The organism is Rhodoferax sp., assembly GCF_028689305.1.
In the GTDB taxonomy this organism is placed as follows: Bacteria; Pseudomonadota; Gammaproteobacteria; order Burkholderiales; family Burkholderiaceae_C; genus Rhodoferax.
The window spans coordinates 72,342-88,561 of sequence record NZ_JAQTWM010000002.1 but is presented as its reverse complement, the minus strand read 5'-3'; the positions used below and the strand labels follow the sequence as shown (position 1 = coordinate 88,561).

The 16,220-nt window shown below is 57.5% G+C and carries 13 protein-coding genes; 9 read left to right on the top strand and 4 right to left on the bottom strand.

Annotation, left to right across the window (positions count from 1 at the left end; all coding sequences use genetic code 11):
- Nucleotides 1-33: 33 nt before the first annotated feature.
- Complete coding sequence (locus PHW99_RS00985; protein WP_300172829.1) at nucleotides 34-1,065, bottom strand: ABC transporter substrate-binding protein; 1,032 nt, start codon at nucleotides 1,063-1,065, stop codon at nucleotides 34-36.
- A 127-nt stretch (nucleotides 1,066-1,192) separates the two neighbouring features.
- On the opposite strand from PHW99_RS00985, the gene hisN reads away from it, so the two are divergent.
- Entirely contained in the window at nucleotides 1,193-2,029 is an 837-nt protein-coding gene (gene hisN, locus PHW99_RS00980) for a histidinol-phosphatase (RefSeq protein WP_300172827.1), read from the top strand.
- Nucleotides 2,030-2,048: 19 nt separating this feature from the next.
- Here hisN and PHW99_RS00975 read toward each other — a convergent pair whose 3' ends face one another.
- Together PHW99_RS00975 and PHW99_RS00970 are read right to left on the bottom strand one after the other, a co-directional pair.
- A complete protein-coding gene (locus PHW99_RS00975; protein ID WP_300172825.1) occupies nucleotides 2,049-2,636 on the bottom strand; it encodes a hypothetical protein in 588 nt (195 codons plus the stop codon).
- A 127-nt stretch (nucleotides 2,637-2,763) separates the two neighbouring features.
- Entirely contained in the window at nucleotides 2,764-3,342 is a 579-nt protein-coding gene (locus PHW99_RS00970; RefSeq protein WP_300172823.1) for a C40 family peptidase, read from the bottom strand.
- Between the two features lie 106 nt (nucleotides 3,343-3,448).
- Here PHW99_RS00970 and PHW99_RS00965 point away from each other — a divergent pair, with 106 nt between their 5' ends.
- The 8 genes from PHW99_RS00965 (at nucleotide 3,449) to PHW99_RS00930 (ending at nucleotide 15,426) form a co-directional block, all read left to right on the top strand.
- Nucleotides 3,449-5,218: a glycosyltransferase family 39 protein gene (locus PHW99_RS00965; RefSeq protein WP_300172821.1), complete on the top strand. Its 1,770-nt coding sequence runs from the start codon at nucleotides 3,449-3,451 to the stop codon at nucleotides 5,216-5,218.
- 87 nt (nucleotides 5,219-5,305) lie between these two features.
- Nucleotides 5,306-5,908, top strand: a complete 603-nt coding sequence (locus tag PHW99_RS00960; RefSeq protein ID WP_300172819.1) for an isochorismatase family protein — start codon at nucleotides 5,306-5,308, stop codon at nucleotides 5,906-5,908.
- Nucleotides 5,909-5,958: 50 nt separating this feature from the next.
- A complete protein-coding gene (locus PHW99_RS00955; protein ID WP_300172817.1) occupies nucleotides 5,959-7,959 on the top strand; it encodes a propionate--CoA ligase in 2,001 nt (666 codons plus the stop codon).
- 180 nt (nucleotides 7,960-8,139) lie between these two features.
- A complete protein-coding gene (locus PHW99_RS00950) occupies nucleotides 8,140-11,007 on the top strand; it encodes a 2-oxoglutarate dehydrogenase E1 component (protein ID WP_300172815.1) in 2,868 nt (955 codons plus the stop codon).
- Nucleotides 11,008-11,097: 90 nt separating this feature from the next.
- Complete coding sequence (odhB, locus tag PHW99_RS00945) at nucleotides 11,098-12,375, top strand: 2-oxoglutarate dehydrogenase complex dihydrolipoyllysine-residue succinyltransferase (protein ID WP_300172813.1); 1,278 nt, start codon at nucleotides 11,098-11,100, stop codon at nucleotides 12,373-12,375.
- 71 nt (nucleotides 12,376-12,446) lie between these two features.
- Nucleotides 12,447-13,874 carry a dihydrolipoyl dehydrogenase gene (lpdA, locus tag PHW99_RS00940; protein ID WP_300172811.1) on the top strand — a complete coding sequence of 476 codons (1,428 nt, stop codon included), beginning with the start codon at nucleotides 12,447-12,449 and terminating at the stop codon, nucleotides 13,872-13,874.
- Nucleotides 13,875-13,954: 80 nt separating this feature from the next.
- A complete protein-coding gene (gene zapE, locus PHW99_RS00935; protein ID WP_300172809.1) occupies nucleotides 13,955-15,052 on the top strand; it encodes a cell division protein ZapE in 1,098 nt (365 codons plus the stop codon).
- The gene (locus PHW99_RS00930; RefSeq protein ID WP_300172807.1) at nucleotides 15,049-15,426 is read left to right on the top strand and encodes a hypothetical protein; all 378 of its coding nucleotides are present in this window, start codon (nucleotides 15,049-15,051) and stop codon (nucleotides 15,424-15,426) included. The genes zapE and PHW99_RS00930 overlap by 4 nt, the downstream gene beginning before the upstream one ends.
- A gap of 26 nt (nucleotides 15,427-15,452) precedes the next feature.
- Here PHW99_RS00930 and PHW99_RS00925 read toward each other — a convergent pair whose 3' ends face one another.
- Nucleotides 15,453-16,217 carry a protein phosphatase 2C domain-containing protein gene (locus PHW99_RS00925; protein ID WP_300172805.1) on the bottom strand — a complete coding sequence of 255 codons (765 nt, stop codon included), beginning with the start codon at nucleotides 16,215-16,217 and terminating at the stop codon, nucleotides 15,453-15,455.
- Nucleotides 16,218-16,220: the final 3 nt, after the last annotated feature.

Genomic DNA, 16,220 nt, shown 5'->3' with positions numbered 1-16,220 from the left:
CTTTTTCTGTCTATGTTGTCTCTGGACGTCGGCTCAACGGCCGATGGTTTTCTGCCAGGTGGCCAGCGTGGCGTCACGCTCCTTGGCCGACTTGGCAAAGTCGACCGGGTACAACACCTTGGACAGATCAGCGGGCAAACCAGCGGCTTTGGCCGCTTTTGACTGTGGTGCCCCAGGAATAGTGACGATTTCCTTGTATTTGGTGTAGATGGCGGCGGCACTGGGTGACAGCGTCCAGTCCAGGAAACGTTTCGCATCGGCCTTGTTCTTGGCGCTGCTCATCAGGGCCGAGGCTTCCAGTTCATATCCGGCACCGTCATTGGGAATCACCATCTTGATCGGAAAACCTTCTTCCACCGACTGCATGGCGGCAAACGCGAGCGAGGTGCCAATGGCAAATTCGCCGGCCCGGGCAGCCTTGCATGGACGTGAACCCGATTTGATGTACTGCGCCACATTGCCGTCAATGGTCTTGAGGAACTTCCAGCCCTCGTCATGGCCTTTGGACTGCAGGATGGCGGCGATCTGCAGATAACCAGTGCCTGAAGACACGGGGTTGGGCATCACGATCTCGCCCTTGTAAACCGGGTTGGTCAGGTCTTTCCACGACGTGGGCATCGGCAATTTTTTGGCTTTCAGGACTTCGGTGTTGACACAAAATGCGGCCATGTAGCCGGTGCTGGCAAACCACTTGCCATCTGCTGCCTTGTGGGCCTGGGCCAGTTTGTCGCTGCCTTTGGCGGCATAACTTTCGGTCAGTGCCGTGACGCGCGGGTCCATCATGTTGGTCAAGGCCCAGCCCCAGATCACATCATGACGCGGGTTGGCGGCTTCGGCCAGGATGCGTGCTCCCAGGTCACCGGTGGACAGGCGCAACACCTGCACCTCCACATCGGGCAGGTCTTTCTTGGCCGCAGCGATGTATTCCTTGATTTCGTCTTCTTCCAAAGCCGAATAAACGGTGATAGAACCTGCTGTGGCGCTGGCGGCCAGCACCAAGGTGGTGAACAAGGCCGCCGCAGTGTGTTGCAAGGTGCGGCGTGAAGAGGGTTGAGGAATGCGCATGAATGTCTCCAAAAAAAGTAAGAACCATCAAGGTGGTGGGTTTGGGTACGTTGCCCACCGCTATTGTGCACATTTTTGCATTTGTGGCAAAATTTGATTTTTACACAAAAATACCCAAAAGCAGAATATGCCAACCATTCAGACCGAGTTGCATGACAGCGCCCTGGCGCCCATTCCTACCTCTGAGCTTGAAAAGCTGTTGCAGATCGCCAACAATCTGGCAGACGTTGCGCGTCAAAACACACTACCGCTGTTTCGCACGCCATTGGAAGTCATCGCCAAGCTGGATGACAGCCCGGTCACGGTGGCTGACCGCGCCACTGAAGCCAGTATGCGCGGTTTGCTCAATACGCAAGTTCCGGGCCATGGCATCCTGGGTGAGGAGCATGGCCGTGAACGCATGGATGCCGAGTACCTGTGGGTGTTGGATCCGATTGATGGCACCAAGAGTTTCATCACCGGTTCCCCCTTATGGGGCACCCTGATTGGGCTGTTGCACCAAGGGCGGCCGCTGCTAGGCCTGGTTGACATGCCCGTGCTGGGCGAGCGCTGGCTGGCGCTGCGTGGGCAAGCTGCCCAATGCAATGGCAGGCCGGTGCGAGCCAGCACCTGCCAAAACCTGGCCCAGGCGCGGGTCTACACCACTTCGCCAGACGCGTTTGGAGCAGCGGACTGGGCGGCCTTCGACACCCTGAGTCGTACCTGTGCACTGCGCCGATTTGGGGGTGATTGCTATAGCTACGCGCAGTTGGCCGGGGGCTACATTGATCTGGTGGTTGAGGCTGGCTTGCAGCCGTATGACTATCTGGCGGTGGTGAGTTTGGTACAGGCTGCTGGTGGTGTCATGACCGACTGGGATGGCCAGCCGCTTGGGGTGGCATCCGATGGGCGGGTGGTGGCGGCGGCGACACCCGCCTTGCACGCCCAGGCTTTGGCGGCGCTCAGTGCGGCGAAGCTAGGGTGAGCAAAAACTTCGCTTTGCCTTATTCGGTTTTCCCGAGCCCGGTACGAAATTTTTCCAGCCGAGCCTGGTAATCAACCGCATCACCGTATTCCAGAAAGCGCTGATACCGGCCATGCGCGCCCAGCAGTTTGCGGGCATGTTTGATGGGGCAAAAATACTCTTCGGTCCGGGCCAGGATTTCTGCCATGTAACTCATGAGGCCATTGCCATATTCACAATAAGCGCAGTGAAATTTCTCAATGAAATTGAGGTATTCCAACTGGTGCCGGTCAAATACAAAATAGTCGGCACGCCGAACCCGTTTCACGCCATAGATGGGGAAACAGGTCCATTGGTAAAACGTGACACAGAGATCAAGCATCACCAGCGGGACAATCATGCTGTAGATGATCGGGCCGGTGAGCAGGTTCTGCGGGCGGTTGGTGACCAGCCAGCGAAAAAAATTTCTTTTGAGTTGGCGGTGCGCGGCCTTGACCGAGCTTTCAAATTCCACTCGCTTGCCCTTGATCTGGAAGGCCATCCGGCTTTCCTGCTCGTTAACTGCCGTGCGCAGATCATCTTCAAGCGTCGCGATTTGGGCCAATATCTGGGAAATTCGCTCGTTCATGGACATCCCCGGTGAAACCCCGAGCGCTTGGTCAGCCTCGGGCGAGTGAATCAAACAGATGAGATATGGACCTCTACCCCAGATAAACAGGACATCATTAGCTATAAATAATATAGCAAATGATGATTCAGCGCAAAGTTGACTCCGTGATTTGCAAGGCTTGCTGCACAGGAGTCTCCGTCGACAGGGGCTGGACCCGGCGCGCACCATCAAACCGGCGATTCCAGTAAGACATGCTCAGGCTCTCAATCCGAACCTCGGCACCAGGTTTGGGGGAGTGCACAAATTTGCCATCACCGATGTAAATGCCGACGTGGCTGAAAGCCCGCCGCATGGTGTTGAAAAACACCAGATCACCCGGTTGCAGATCAGCACGATCAATTTTTTGGGTGGCAGCCGCTTGCTGTTCTGCTCTGCGCGGCAGCAGCAGCCCCGCTGTTTGCTGGTAGATGGCCCGAACAAAACCGCTGCAATCAAACCCGGTTTCAGCCGTGTTGCCGCCGCGCCGGTAAGGCACACCCAGAAAACCGATGGCCGCTACCACCAGGTCCGAGGCCTTTTCACTGACGGATTGTCGCACCTGGTCAATCTTTGCCAGCAGCCCCTTGTCCACCAGCAATTGATCCATATCGTCTTGCGTACCAACCGGGTTGGCATGAACACTGGCAGCAAACAAAAGGGCAAAAATGGTGGCAAAAACGCGCATGGGCCGTAGCATACTTGCAGTTCAAGCATCGTGTCAAGTTAAAGTGTTTTTTGCAATTATCATTGCAACTTATTGATTTTAAATATTTTTATTCAATTAGCTCTGAATGACTTTTTCCGTTCGCTGTGTTCATCGTCTTGGTTTTGGGCTGCTGCTGACCATCAGCCTGCTGTGTCTGCTGTTTCCTCGCATGGACGGCGATGCCGCCGTGTACGCCTTGTTGGCCAAACACATGGTGTTGCACGGTGACGCCTTCAATCTGGTGTTTCAGGGCAAGGATTGGCTGGACAAGCCCCATTTCCCGTTCTGGATGATGGCGATCTCCTTCCAGCTGTTCGGAATCAATGAATATGCTTACCAGGTCCCTGGTCTGCTGTTTTTTGCCATGGGGGCCTGGTTCACCCGCCAGCTGGCCCTGTTTTTTGACGATGAAGCCACGGCGTCGCTGACGACCTTGATCTACCTGAGCCTGTTTGGCCTGTTGTTGGCGGTGCATGACCAGAAAGCTGAAGTCTATCTGCTGGCGCTGATGACCGCGGCCAGTTATGCCTGGCTCAGGTATGACCAACAGACCAGTCTGAAATACGGGTTACTGGGTTCAGTGGGGACGGCTGCTGCAGTGATGACCAAAGGGGTGTTTGTGCTCGGGTTTCTGGGCGTGGGGCTGGTGGCCATGTTGGTCTATCTCCGTGCCTGGTCCCGCCTGTTTCACTGGAAATGGCTGCTCGCCATGATGGGCACGCTGCTGTTCACCTTGCCGGAACTGCTGGCCCTGTATCTGCAGTTTGATGCACAACCCGAGAAACTGGTCTTTGGTCAGACCCATGTTTCGGGGCTGAAATTTTTTCTCTGGGACAGCCAGTTTGGACGTTTCCTGAACACCGGCCCGATCCAGAACGACAAAGGCAGCCCCTTTTTCTTTTTACACAACCTGGTCTGGACTTTTTTCCCGACCTTGCTGGTGCTGGTGGCGGCACTTTGGGCCGACGCCTATAGTGGCTTTGCCTGGGGACAGGGGGGGGGCGCTGGGCCGCAGGCAACACGTCTTGCGCCGGTCGCGGCGCCGGTGTTTTTATGGAGCACTTTCTTGCTGGCGCTGGCCGTGTTCAGCGCCACCAAGTACCAGATGGATTACTACCTGGTGATCGTGTTTCCGTATGCTGCGATCGCCTGCGGACATTGGCTCAGCAAAGTGGACTGGGCTGTTCTGTCCCCGAGCTGGCTGCTTCGCCTGCATCTCGGTTACGTGACAGTGATGCTGGCCTTGAGCACACTCTGTGCACTGCTGTATTTTTGGCATGCCGGTAACCCATGGGTCCTGCTGGCCCTGCTGCCCTTGTTGGCACTCGTTCTGGTGTGGGAAATGCTCACGCCGCCAGGTCGTGTGCTGGCCTGGTCGGTCAGCGCCGTGGTGATGTTGTTTGCTTTCACGGTCACCTTTCACCGTGACCTGTATGTCAAGTTCAATGCCGGGCATGTGGTGGCGCGGTACCTGAACACCCAGGTCAGACAGCCTGTGTTTGTCTACAACATGATCTTCAACACCTTTGATTTTTTCAGCCAGTCGCCCAGCCTGCCGGTGCGCAGTGCCGACGAACTGATCAAGGCCAGTGCACCGTGTTGCGGCATGGGCGCGCAGGGCAGGGGGTTTTATGTAGTGGCCCGCACCAGCGAAGCCCCTGATCTGATCCGGAATCTGGCGAAACAGATCGGTGCCTGGCCTGGCGCCGAAGCGGGTTCCAGGTTGCAGGTCAGGACCTTGCAACAGTTTGACGAGATTGAATTGCCCAAACAGTTTGTCTGGCAATTACTGAAAGACGACACCACCCTGCCGCGCCAGTCGCTGTCGGTCCTGCAGGTGGCGATCAGGCCCTGAGCTGGCCTTGTTGACTTGCTGCGCTCCGAACTCCTGAGGTCTAATCCACGGTCATCCTATTGCTTCCATTTCTGCAGAAAGTTTCACATGTTGCTTGACGTCGCCTTATCCCAACTGGTCCTGGTGGACTACCAGACCCGCCTGATGCCAGCCATCCACGAAGCGCCGCTGGTGTTGGCCAATGCTGGCAGGTTGGCTCAAATGGCACGGTTGCTGCATGTTCCGGTGATGGGCACCGAGCAAAATCCGTCCAGGCTGGGTGAAAACCCGCCGGAAATCAAGGCTTTGTGCGACCGTACGCTGGCCAAGATGCAGTTCAGTGGGGTCGAAGAGGGCCTGGGTGAATGGCTGCGGCCTCCAGTCAAGCCTGCGGCAGGCAACGCCCGCAGCCTGCCCAAGCATTTGCAAAAGCCATCCAATACACCTTCCGAGCGCAGCAGCATTGTGATTGCCGGTTGTGAGGCGCATGTGTGCCTGTTGCAAACCGCGCTGCATTTGCTGGAGGACGAGTTTGACGTCTGGGTCGTTACCGACGCCTGCAGTTCCCGTACTGAACGTAATCGCGACGCCGCTTTTGACCGGCTCGCCAGCGCTGGTGCTGAACTGGTGACGACCGAGATGGTGGCTTTTGAATGGCTGCGTTCAGCCGAGCATCCGCAGTTCAAAGCCGTCCAGTCATTGATCAAATAGCCTTCCAGCCCGGAAAGAATAATCACATATAGCTATAAAAAAGATAGCTTATGAGTTTGTTGGAGGGATCGTCAATACCGTTCTCGTCAGGGAACAGCAAGCTCACTATTCATAATTATGAATTCAGTTTATTTCACAACAATTGGAGACCGCCAATGACCACGTACGCCGAATTTCACCAACGTTCTCTCACTGATCGCGATGGCTTTTGGGGCGAACAAGCTCAGTTGGTGGACTGGAAAGTTCAGCCGCAACAGATTTGTGACTACAGCAACCCGCCGTTTGCCAAATGGTTTGTTGGTGGTGTGACCAATTTGTGCCACAACGCGGTGGATCGGCATCTGGCCACCCGCGCAGATCAGGCGGCCCTGATTTTTGTGTCTACCGAAACGGATCAGGAAAAGGTGTTCTCGTTTCGCGAACTGCATGCCGAAGTACAACGTATGGCGGCGGTGCTCAAAGACCTGGGAGTACAAAAGGGCGACCGCGTGTTGATTTACATGCCCATGATTCCTGAAGCAGCGTTTGCCATGCTGGCTTGCACCCGCATCGGTGCGATCCATTCAGTGGTATTTGGCGGCTTTGCCTCGGGTTCGCTGGCTTCGCGTATTGAAGATGCCGAACCCAAGGTGATCGTGAGTGCCGATGCGGGGTCACGAGGCGGCAAGGCCGTGGCTTACAAACCGTTGCTGGATGAGGCCATCCGCCTGTCCAAATACAAGCCCGAAGCTGTACTGCTGGCGGATCGGGGTCTGGTGCCGATGGCGCTGGAGGCTCAACGCGACCACCTGTGGGCGCCGCTGCGTGAGAAACACCTCCATACCGTGGTGCCCTGCGAGTGGGTTGATGCGACCCACCCCAGCTACACGCTCTACACCAGTGGCACCACCGGCAAACCCAAAGGGGTGCAGCGCGACACCGGCGGTTATGCGGTGGCGCTGGCCGCCAGCATGAAACACATCTATGGCGGCAACGCTGGTGAAACTTACTTTTCCACCAGTGACATCGGCTGGGTGGTGGGGCACAGCTACATCATTTATGGCCCGCTGATTGCCGGCATGGCGACCATCATGTATGAAGGCCTGCCGATCCGCCCGGATGGTGGTATCTGGTGGAGCCTGGTGGAGAAATACAAGGTGACGGTGATGTTCAGCGCCCCGACTGCCGTACGGGTATTGAAGAAGCAGGACCCGGCGTTGCTCACCAAATACGACCTGTCAAGCCTGCGCGCTCTGTTCCTGGCCGGAGAGCCCTTGGACGAGCCCACGGCGCAGTGGATCAGCGCCGGGCTGGGCAAACCGATCATTGACAACTACTGGCAGACAGAAACCGGTTGGCCGATCCTGTCGCTGTGCAACGGGATCGAGCAAGCCGCCAGCAAGTTCGGCTCACCAGGCAAGGCGGTGTATGGCTACAACGTCAAATTGCTCGACGACCAGACCGGTGAGGAGCTGACTGGTCCGAACCAGAAGGGCGTGGTCGCCGTTGAGGGCCCGCTCCCCCCGGGCTGCATGCAGACCGTGTGGCGTGACGACGAGCGTTTTGTCAACACCTACTGGAAAAGCGTGCCCGGCAAGCTGGTGTACTCCACTTTTGACTGGGGCATCCGTGATGCTGACGGTTATTACTTCATCCTGGGGCGAACCGACGACGTGATCAACGTGGCCGGCCATCGCCTGGGCACGCGTGAAATCGAGGAGAGCATTTCGGCGCACCCGAACATTGCCGAAGTGGCAGTGGTGGGGGTGGCCGATCAGCTCAAGGGCCAGGTGGCCATGGCGTTTGCGGTGGTCAAGGATGCCAGTTTGGTCGCTGATGAGGCCAGTGCGCTCAAGCTGGAAGCTGAGATCTTCAAGCTGGTAGACCGTGATCTGGGTGCTGTGGCGCGGCCTGCAAGGGTTCGGTTTGTCACCGTGCTGCCCAAAACCCGCAGCGGCAAGTGCCTGCGCCGTGCCATTGCCGCCGTGTGTGAAGGCCGCGACCCCGGTGACCTGACCACCATGGACGATCCAGCCGCCCTGCAGCAGATCAAGGACCTGATGTCGGCCTGAGAGACGTAACTTCAGCGTCAGGTTGCTTGCCACATTTGGTGGCACAATCCGGCGCTGCAAACGGCCCTTCCAACGCCACTGTCGCATCCGCCAAACGGTCAAGCCGTGACGCGGAAGGTTAATCAACCATCAGCTTTAACCAGCCAAAGTTCCCTCAAGGGGAATGAAAGTCAGCGAAACATGAGTGAAACCAACACGGTTTACCAAGCCTATCAGGCGAATACCTACCTTTTCGGTGGGAACGCCCCGTATGTCGAAGAGATGTACGAAAACTACCTGGCCAACCCCGGCAGCGTGCCCGACACCTGGCGCGATTACTTTGATGCTTTGCAGCACGTGCCTGCCGTGGACGGCAGCAACGCCAAAGACGTTCCCCACCAGCCCGTCATTGATGCTTTTGCGCAGCGCGCCAAAGCCGGCGGCACCAAGGTGGTGGTGGCCAGTGTGGATGCCGAGATGGGGCGCAAGCGCACCGCTGTGCAACAACTCATTGCTGCTTACCGCAATGTGGGCGCCAGCTGGGCTGACCTGGACCCGCTGAAACGCACTGAACGACGCTCCATTCCTGAGCTGGAACCCTCTTTTTACGGCTTCAGTGATGCCGACCAGGAAACCGTGTTTGACACCAGCAACACGTTTTTTGGCAAAGACAAGATGTCTTTGCGCGAGTTGCTCAACGCCTTGCGTGAAACCTACTGCGGCACGATTGGTGCTGAATACATGTACCTGACCGACCAGACGCAAAAGCGCTGGTGGCAGCAAAAGCTGGAAAGTGTTCGCAGCAAACCCAACTTCAACGCCGATCAGAAAAAACACATTCTGGACCGACTGACCGCAGCTGAAGGCCTGGAGCGCTTCCTGCATACCAAGTATGTGGGCCAGAAGCGCTTCTCCCTCGAAGGGGGCGAGAGTTTTATCGCCGCCATGGATCAGCTGATCCAGCAAGCGGGGAGTCTGGGCGTGCAGGAAATCGTGATCGGCATGGCCCACCGTGGCCGCCTGAACGTGCTGGTGAATACCCTGGGCAAAATGCCTGGCGACCTGTTTGCCGAGTTTGATCACACTGCGCCTGAAGACCTGCCCGCTGGTGACGTGAAATACCACCAGGGCTTCAGCTCTGACGTGACCACCCCCGGCGGTCCGGTGCACCTGAGCCTGGCGTTCAACCCGTCGCACCTTGAAATTGTCAACCCGGTGGTGGAAGGCTCCGTGCGTGCCCGGATGGATCGCCGCTCTGACCCCACGGGTCGCCAAGTGCTGCCAGTGCTGGTGCATGGTGATGCCGCGTTTGCCGGCCAGGGCGTCAACCAGGAAACCCTGGCGCTGGCACAAACCCGTGGCTACACCACCGCAGGCACGGTGCACCTGATCATCAACAACCAGATTGGTTTCACCACCTCTGACCCGCGTGACTATCGCTCCACCTTGTATTGCACCGACATCGTTAAAGGTGTGGAAGCCCCGGTGATGCACGTCAACGGTGATGATCCCGAAGCCGTGGTGATGGCCATGCAGTGGGCGCTGGAATACCGCATGGAATTCCGCAAGGACGTGGTGCTGGACATCATCTGTTTCCGCAAACTCGGCCACAACGAACAAGACACTCCGGCGCTGACCCAGCCGCTGATGTACAAGAAGATTGGCGCCCACCCTGGCACGCGCAAGCTCTACGCCGACAAACTGGCGGCCCAGGGGCTGGGTGCGGCTTTGGGCGACGACATGGTCAAGGCCTACCGTGCAGCCATGGACGCCGGCAAACACACGGTTGACCCGGTGTTGACCAACTTCAAAAGCAAATACGCGGTGGACTGGTCACCCTACCTGGGCAAGAAGTGGACGGATGCCGGTGACACGGCCATTCCGATGGCGGAATGGAAACGTCTGGCTGAAAAAATCACCGCGATTCCGGCTAGCGTCAACCCGCACCCGTTGGTGAAAAAAGTCTATGACGACCGGGCCGCCATGGGCCGGGGCGACATTCCGGTGGACTGGGGCATGGGTGAACACATGGCGTTTGCCTCGCTGGTGGCCAGTGGCTACCCGGTGCGCCTGTCTGGCGAAGACTGTGGTCGTGGCACCTTTACCCACCGTCACGCCGTCATTCATGACCAAAGCCGTGAGAAATGGGACGTGGGTACTTATGTGCCGCTGCAGAACGTGGCTGAAAACCAGTCACCCTTTGTGGTTATCGACTCCATCCTGTCTGAGGAAGCGGTGCTGGGCTTTGAATACGGCTATGCCTCCAACGATCCCAACACGCTGGTGATCTGGGAAGCCCAGTTTGGCGATTTTGCCAACGGTGCCCAGGTGGTGATTGACCAATTCATTGCTTCGGGTGAAGTCAAGTGGGGCCGGGTGAATGGCATCACCTTGATGCTGCCACACGGCTACGAGGGCCAGGGCCCCGAGCACTCTTCAGCCCGTGTGGAACGTTTCATGCAGTTGGCAGCAGACACCAACATGCAGCTGGTGCAACCCACCACGGCCAGCCAGATCTTCCACGTGCTGCGTCGCCAGATGGTGCGTAACCTGCGCAAGCCACTGGTGATCTTCACGCCCAAGTCACTGCTGCGCCACAAGGATGCCGCATCCCCGCTGTCCGAGTTCACCAAAGGCAGCTTCCAGACCATCATTCCGGATCAGAAGGCACTCAAAGGTGACAAGGTCAAACGGGTGATTGCTTGTTCTGGCAAGGTGTATTACGACCTGTCCAAAAAACGCGAAGAAAAAGGCGCGGACGATGTGGCCATCATCCGGGTGGAGCAGCTGTACCCGTTCCCGCACAAGGCGTTTTCCACCGAACTCAAAAAGTACCCCAACGCCACCGAAGTGGTCTGGGCGCAGGACGAGCCGCAAAACCAGGGTGCCTGGTTCTTTGTGCAGCACTACATTCACGAAAACATGCTTGAGGGGCAAAAGCTGGGCTACTCCGGCCGGGCGGCTTCTGCGTCGCCAGCGGTCGGGTATTCGCACCTGCACCAAGAGCAGCAAAAAGCGTTGGTCGAAGGCGCGTTTGCCAAGCTCAAGGGCTTTGTGCTGACCAAATAAGGTCAACAACCCAATCACCAACTTCATCTGTTTGCAGCGGGCGTGTGGCCCGCTTGTGCAAACCCTCAAGAAATTTTTGAAAGAATTGTCATGGCAATCGTAGAAGTCAAAGTCCCGCAACTGTCTGAATCCGTGGCTGAAGCCACCCTGTTGCAGTGGAAGAAAAAAGTCGGCGACGCTGTCGCTGTGGATGAAATCCTGATCGACGTGGAAACCGACAAGGTGGTGCTGGAAGTACCCGCTCCTGCTGCGGGGGTGATTGTTGAAATCGTACAAGCCGACGGCAGCACGGTCGCGGCGGACCAGCTCATTGCCCGGATTGACACCGAAGCTGTCGCCGGTGCGGCAGTGGCGGTGACGCCGGTGGCTGCCGCCATGGCTGCTGCGGCAGCGCCCTCTGCGGTGGCTGCTGCTGTGCCCGCGTCAACCGGTGGCTCGATGGCCGGTGTGGCCATGCCCGCTGCCGCTAAGCTGATGGCCGACAACCAACTGGCAGCCGGTTCGGTCGCCGGTTCTGGCAAAGATGGCCGTGTCACCAAGGGTGATGTTCTGGCGGCTGTGGCTGCACCTAAAGTTGTAGCTGCTCCCGCAATGCCAGCAAGGGCTACAGCCCCGGTATTGCCTCAAGTGGCAGCACCGGCCAGCAGCTTGGCCGACGCTTTGGCGGGCCGCCCGGAACAACGTGTACCGATGACCCGCCTGCGCGCTCGCGTGGCCGAGCGTCTGCTGCAATCGCAATCGACCAACGCCATTTTGACGACCTTCAACGAGATCAACATGGCCCCGGTGATGGACATGCGCAAGCGCATGCAAGAGCGGTTTGAGAAAGAGCATGGCGTGAAGCTGGGCTTCATGAGCTTCTTCGTCAAAGCTGCGGTGCACGCCTTGAAGAAATTCCCGGTGCTGAACGCCTCGGTGGATGGCAACGACATCGTCTACCACGGTTACTTTGACATCGGTATCGCGGTTGGTTCACCCCGTGGCCTGGTGGTGCCGATTTTGCGCAATGCCGACCAGATGAGTTTTGCCGACATCGAGAAAAAGATTGCTGAATTTGGCACCAAAGCCCGTGATGGCAAGCTGGGCATGGAAGAAATGACCGGCGGCACGTTCTCGATCAGCAACGGCGGCACCTTCGGTTCCATGATGTCCACCCCCATCATCAACCCGCCGCAAAGCGCGATTCTGGGCGTACACGCCACCAAAGACCGCGCCATGGTGGAAAACGGCCAGGTGGTGGTGCGCCCGATGAACTACTTTGCCATGAGCTACGACCACCGCATCATCGACGGCCGCGAAGCCGTGTTGGGCCTGGTGGCGATGAAGGAAGCACTGGAAGATCCGGCTCGTTTGTTGTTTGACATCTGATTGATAAGAAATTGACCCGTAGCCCACGTTCTATCTGCGTGGGCTGCTCTTATTTTTAATTCTGGATTTTTATGAGCAAACAATTTGATGTGATCGTGATTGGTGGCGGCCCTGGTGGCTACATTGCCGCCATTCGTGCCGCCCAGTTGGGCAAAAACGTGGCCTGTGTGGATGAGTGGAAAAACGCCAACGGTGGCCCGGCCCCGGGCGGCACTTGTACCAATGTGGGTTGTATTCCCAGCAAGGCTTTGCTGCAATCGAGTGAGCATTTTGAGCAAGCCAGCCACCACTTTGCCGATCACGGCATTTCGCTGAGTGGCTTGAAGATGGATGCCGCCAAGATGGTGGCACGCAAAGATGCCGTGGTGAAGCAAAACAACGACGGCATTTTGTACCTGTTCAAAAAGAACAAAGTCAGCTTCTTCCATGGCCGCGCCTCGTTTGTGAAAGCCGCAGAAGGCGGCTACGAGATCAAGGTGAGTGGTGCGGCTGAAGAAACCCTGGTTGGGCAGCAGATCATTGTGGCCACCGGGTCGAATGCCCGGGCGTTGCCGGGTACACCGTTTGATGAGGAAACCATCCTCTCCAACGAAGGTGCGTTGCGCATCACGACTGTTCCCAAGAAACTGGCCTTGGTCGGCTCTGGCGTGATTGGCCTGGAGATGGGCTCTGTCTGGCGGCGTTTGGGCGCTGAGGTGACGATCTTGGAAGGCTTGCCAGACTTTTTGGGAGCCGTGGACCAGCAAATTGCCAAAGAGGCCAAGAAAGTCTTTGAAAAACAAGGCTTGAAGATTGAACTGGGCGTCAAGGTTGGTGAAGTCAAGATCGGCAAAAAGGGCGTCAATGTGGCCTGGACCAACGCCAAAGGTGAGGCTCAAACGCTGGAGGCTGACAAGCTGATCGTCTCCATTGGCCGCGTGCCCAATACCATTGGTTTGAATACCGAGGCTGTGGGCCTGAAGCTCGACGAGCGCGGTGCGATTGTGGTGGATGCGGATTGCCGTACCAACCTGTCCGGGGTCTGGGCCGTGGGTGACGTGGTACGCGGGCCGATGCTGGCGCACAAGGCGGAAGAAGAGGGTGTTGCCGTGGCTGAGCGGATTGCTGGTCAGCACGGGCATGTCAACTTCAACACGATTCCGTTCGTGATTTACACCAGCCCCGAAATTGCCTGGGTCGGCCGTACCGAGCAACAGCTCAAGGCCGACGGCGTGGCCTACAAGGCGGGCACGTTCCCGTTCCTGGCCAATGGCCGGGCCCGTGCCTTGGGTGACACCACCGGCATGGTCAAGATGTTGGCTGATGCCGCCACCGATGAAATTCTGGGCGTTCACATCATTGGCCCCATGGCCAGTGAGCTGATTGCCGAATGCGTGATGGCCATGGAATTCCGCGCCAGCAGCGAAGACATTGCCCGCATTTGCCATGCGCACCCGTCCTTGAGTGAGTCCACCAAGGAAGCTGCGTTGGCGGTGGACAAGCGCACGCTGAATTTCTGATATTTATATAAGAAATAGACCTCTAGCCCGCATAAAATATGCGTGATAAGCTATGTTTTATATAGCAATATAGACGATTTGTGACGGTCAAGAAAATCTATCAGGCTGAGCTGGCTGCTCGCGGGTACAACGCGGACCCGGCCCAGCTGCGCGCGGTGCAGACACTGGACGCCTGCGCGCGTGAGTGGGCTCACTTCAAGGAAAAGCGGTCCAACGCGCTCAAAAAACTGATCAACCACCCGGTCATTCCCCGTGGGGTTTACATGTATGGCGGCGTAGGGCGGGGCAAGAGTTTCCTGATGGATTGCTTCTACAGCGCGGTGCCTTTGCGGCGCAAGACGCGACTGCATTTCCACGAGTTCATGCGCGAGGTGCATCGTGAGCTGGCAGGTCTGCAAGGGACGGCCAATCCGCTGGATCTACTGGCCAGGCGGATCGCCGAAAAATATCGGCTGATCTGTTTTGACGAGTTCCATGTCTCGGATATCACCGATGCCATGATTCTTCACCGCTTGCTCAAGGCCCTGTTTGACAATGGTGTCGGGTTGGTTACCACCTCCAATTTCAAGCCGGATGATCTGTACCCCAATGGCTTGAACCGGGATCGCCTGCTGCCTGCGATTGCGATGCTGAAGGCACAACTCAACGTGATCAACGTGGATAACGGTACCGATTACCGTGGCCTCACACTGGAGCAGTTGCAGCTGTATCACAGCCCGCTGGGTGAGGCGTCCGAGGCGGCCATGCAGGATGCGTTCGGGCGGTTGGCAGAGATGCAGGACGAAGATCCAGTATTGCAGATCGAGTCCCGAAAAATTCACGCCCGGCGCAAAGCGGGCGGTGTGGTCTGGTTCGATTTCAAGACCCTGTGTGGTGGTCCACGCTCGCAAAACGACTATCTGGAACTGGCGACCCAGTTCCACACCGTGTTGCTCAGCGACGTGCCCCAGATGTCACCCCGGATGGCAGCAGAAGCGCGCCGATTTACCTGGCTGGTGGATGTGCTTTACGATCGGCGGGTCAAGCTGATCATGTCGGCTGAGGTTCCAGCCAGCCAGCTTTATACGGAGGGGCAGATGGTTAACGAGTTTGTACGCACGGTGTCGCGCATCAATGAAATGCAATCGGGTGAGTTTTTGGCGCTGGAGCGCCGTGCCGTGGACACGCGACTGACATGAAGCATCGGTTGGGGCTCAGACTGTTGCTGGTTGTCGCGCTATTGCCTGTGCCGCTGCTGGCTCAGGCCGAAGAGCCTCTGAACATTGAAGCAGAGCGGGAGCGGATTGCACGGGAGCGTGCCCACCATGAGGCCGTTTTTTTGCAGGCCGAGCGTGACTGTTACGCCCGTTTTGCCGTGTCCGACTGTTTGCAACAGGCGCGCAAGGATCGACGCGCTGCACTTGACCCGCTGCGTCGTCAGGAGTTGGTCCTCAATGACATCGAAAGAAAGTCCAGGGCAGTTCAGGCGCTGGATCGGATCCAAAACAAGGTGTCAGAGCAGCAGCAGGGAGCAATACAGCGACAAGCTGAGCCAAAAACGCTGGCCAAATAAGCGGGGCAGGGTGGCCTGCCTGCTCTTCAGGCGTTCAGAGACTCCAGCTTGACAATGGCCAGTGACAAGTTGTCCCCACCACCTTTGGCTCTGGCACGGGCCTTGTCGATCAGGAATTCACTGGCATCACGCGGCGACAGGTTCGACAGAACCGAGCCCAGCTCCATATCCGTGAAGTAGTGCCACACCCCGTCACTGCAAGCCATCAGCGTGTCACCAGGCTGCAATTTCAGAATGAAATGGTGCTCCAGCGGTGGCTCTTTTTCTGTCCCCAGACAACTCATCAGAATATTGGCCTGGGGATGGAAATTGGCCTGCTCCGGTGTGATTTCACCTTGGTTGACCAGGGTCTGGACGTAGGAATGGTCCTTGGTCCGTGTGACCAACTGGTTCCCACGAAAATGGTAAATCCGTGAGTCCCCCGCGTGCACCCAATGGCAACTGCCATCCGGATTGATTAGAAACAAGGCAATCGTGCTGTGTGGCTCTTCCTCGGATGAAATGGCTGTCAGCTTGATCACCATGTGAGCTTCCAGAACCAGCTGTTTCAGCGTGGCTAGCGGATCATCCGTGGCCGGAGCGTAACGCTCGAACAGCTGTCTGGCGGTCATCATGACCTGGTCAGACGCTTTTCGCCCACCGCTACGCCCACCCATGCCATCTGCCACCACGGCCATCACACAGCCTTTGGCCCGGGGATGGCTGATCAGACAAACCTGGTCTTGCTGGTAATCCCGGTCGCCCTTGTGGATACCCGTTGCCGCAGAAAGCCGATAGCCCTTGATGCTCATGCC

Excerpts from the sequence above, each read along its gene's own strand:
- PHW99_RS00965 (WP_300172821.1), top strand. The coding sequence starts at position 3,449 with ATGACTTTTTCCGTTCGCTGTGTTCATCGTCTTGGTTTTGGGCTGCTG.
- PHW99_RS00960 (WP_300172819.1), top strand. The coding sequence starts at position 5,306 with ATGTTGCTTGACGTCGCCTTATCCCAACTGGTCCTGGTGGACTACCAG.
- hisN (WP_300172827.1), top strand. The coding sequence starts at position 1,193 with ATGCCAACCATTCAGACCGAGTTGCATGACAGCGCCCTGGCGCCCATT.
- odhB (WP_300172813.1), top strand. The coding sequence starts at position 11,098 with ATGGCAATCGTAGAAGTCAAAGTCCCGCAACTGTCTGAATCCGTGGCT.
- lpdA (WP_300172811.1), top strand. The coding sequence starts at position 12,447 with ATGAGCAAACAATTTGATGTGATCGTGATTGGTGGCGGCCCTGGTGGC.
- PHW99_RS00955 (WP_300172817.1), top strand. The coding sequence starts at position 5,959 with ATGAGTTTGTTGGAGGGATCGTCAATACCGTTCTCGTCAGGGAACAGC.
- PHW99_RS00925 (WP_300172805.1), bottom strand. The coding sequence starts at position 16,217 with ATGAGCATCAAGGGCTATCGGCTTTCTGCGGCAACGGGTATCCACAAG.
- PHW99_RS00970 (WP_300172823.1), bottom strand. The coding sequence starts at position 3,342 with ATGCGCGTTTTTGCCACCATTTTTGCCCTTTTGTTTGCTGCCAGTGTT.
- PHW99_RS00975 (WP_300172825.1), bottom strand. The coding sequence starts at position 2,636 with ATGAACGAGCGAATTTCCCAGATATTGGCCCAAATCGCGACGCTTGAA.
- PHW99_RS00950 (WP_300172815.1), top strand. The coding sequence starts at position 8,140 with ATGAGTGAAACCAACACGGTTTACCAAGCCTATCAGGCGAATACCTAC.
- PHW99_RS00985 (WP_300172829.1), bottom strand. The coding sequence starts at position 1,065 with ATGCGCATTCCTCAACCCTCTTCACGCCGCACCTTGCAACACACTGCG.
- PHW99_RS00930 (WP_300172807.1), top strand. The coding sequence starts at position 15,049 with ATGAAGCATCGGTTGGGGCTCAGACTGTTGCTGGTTGTCGCGCTATTG.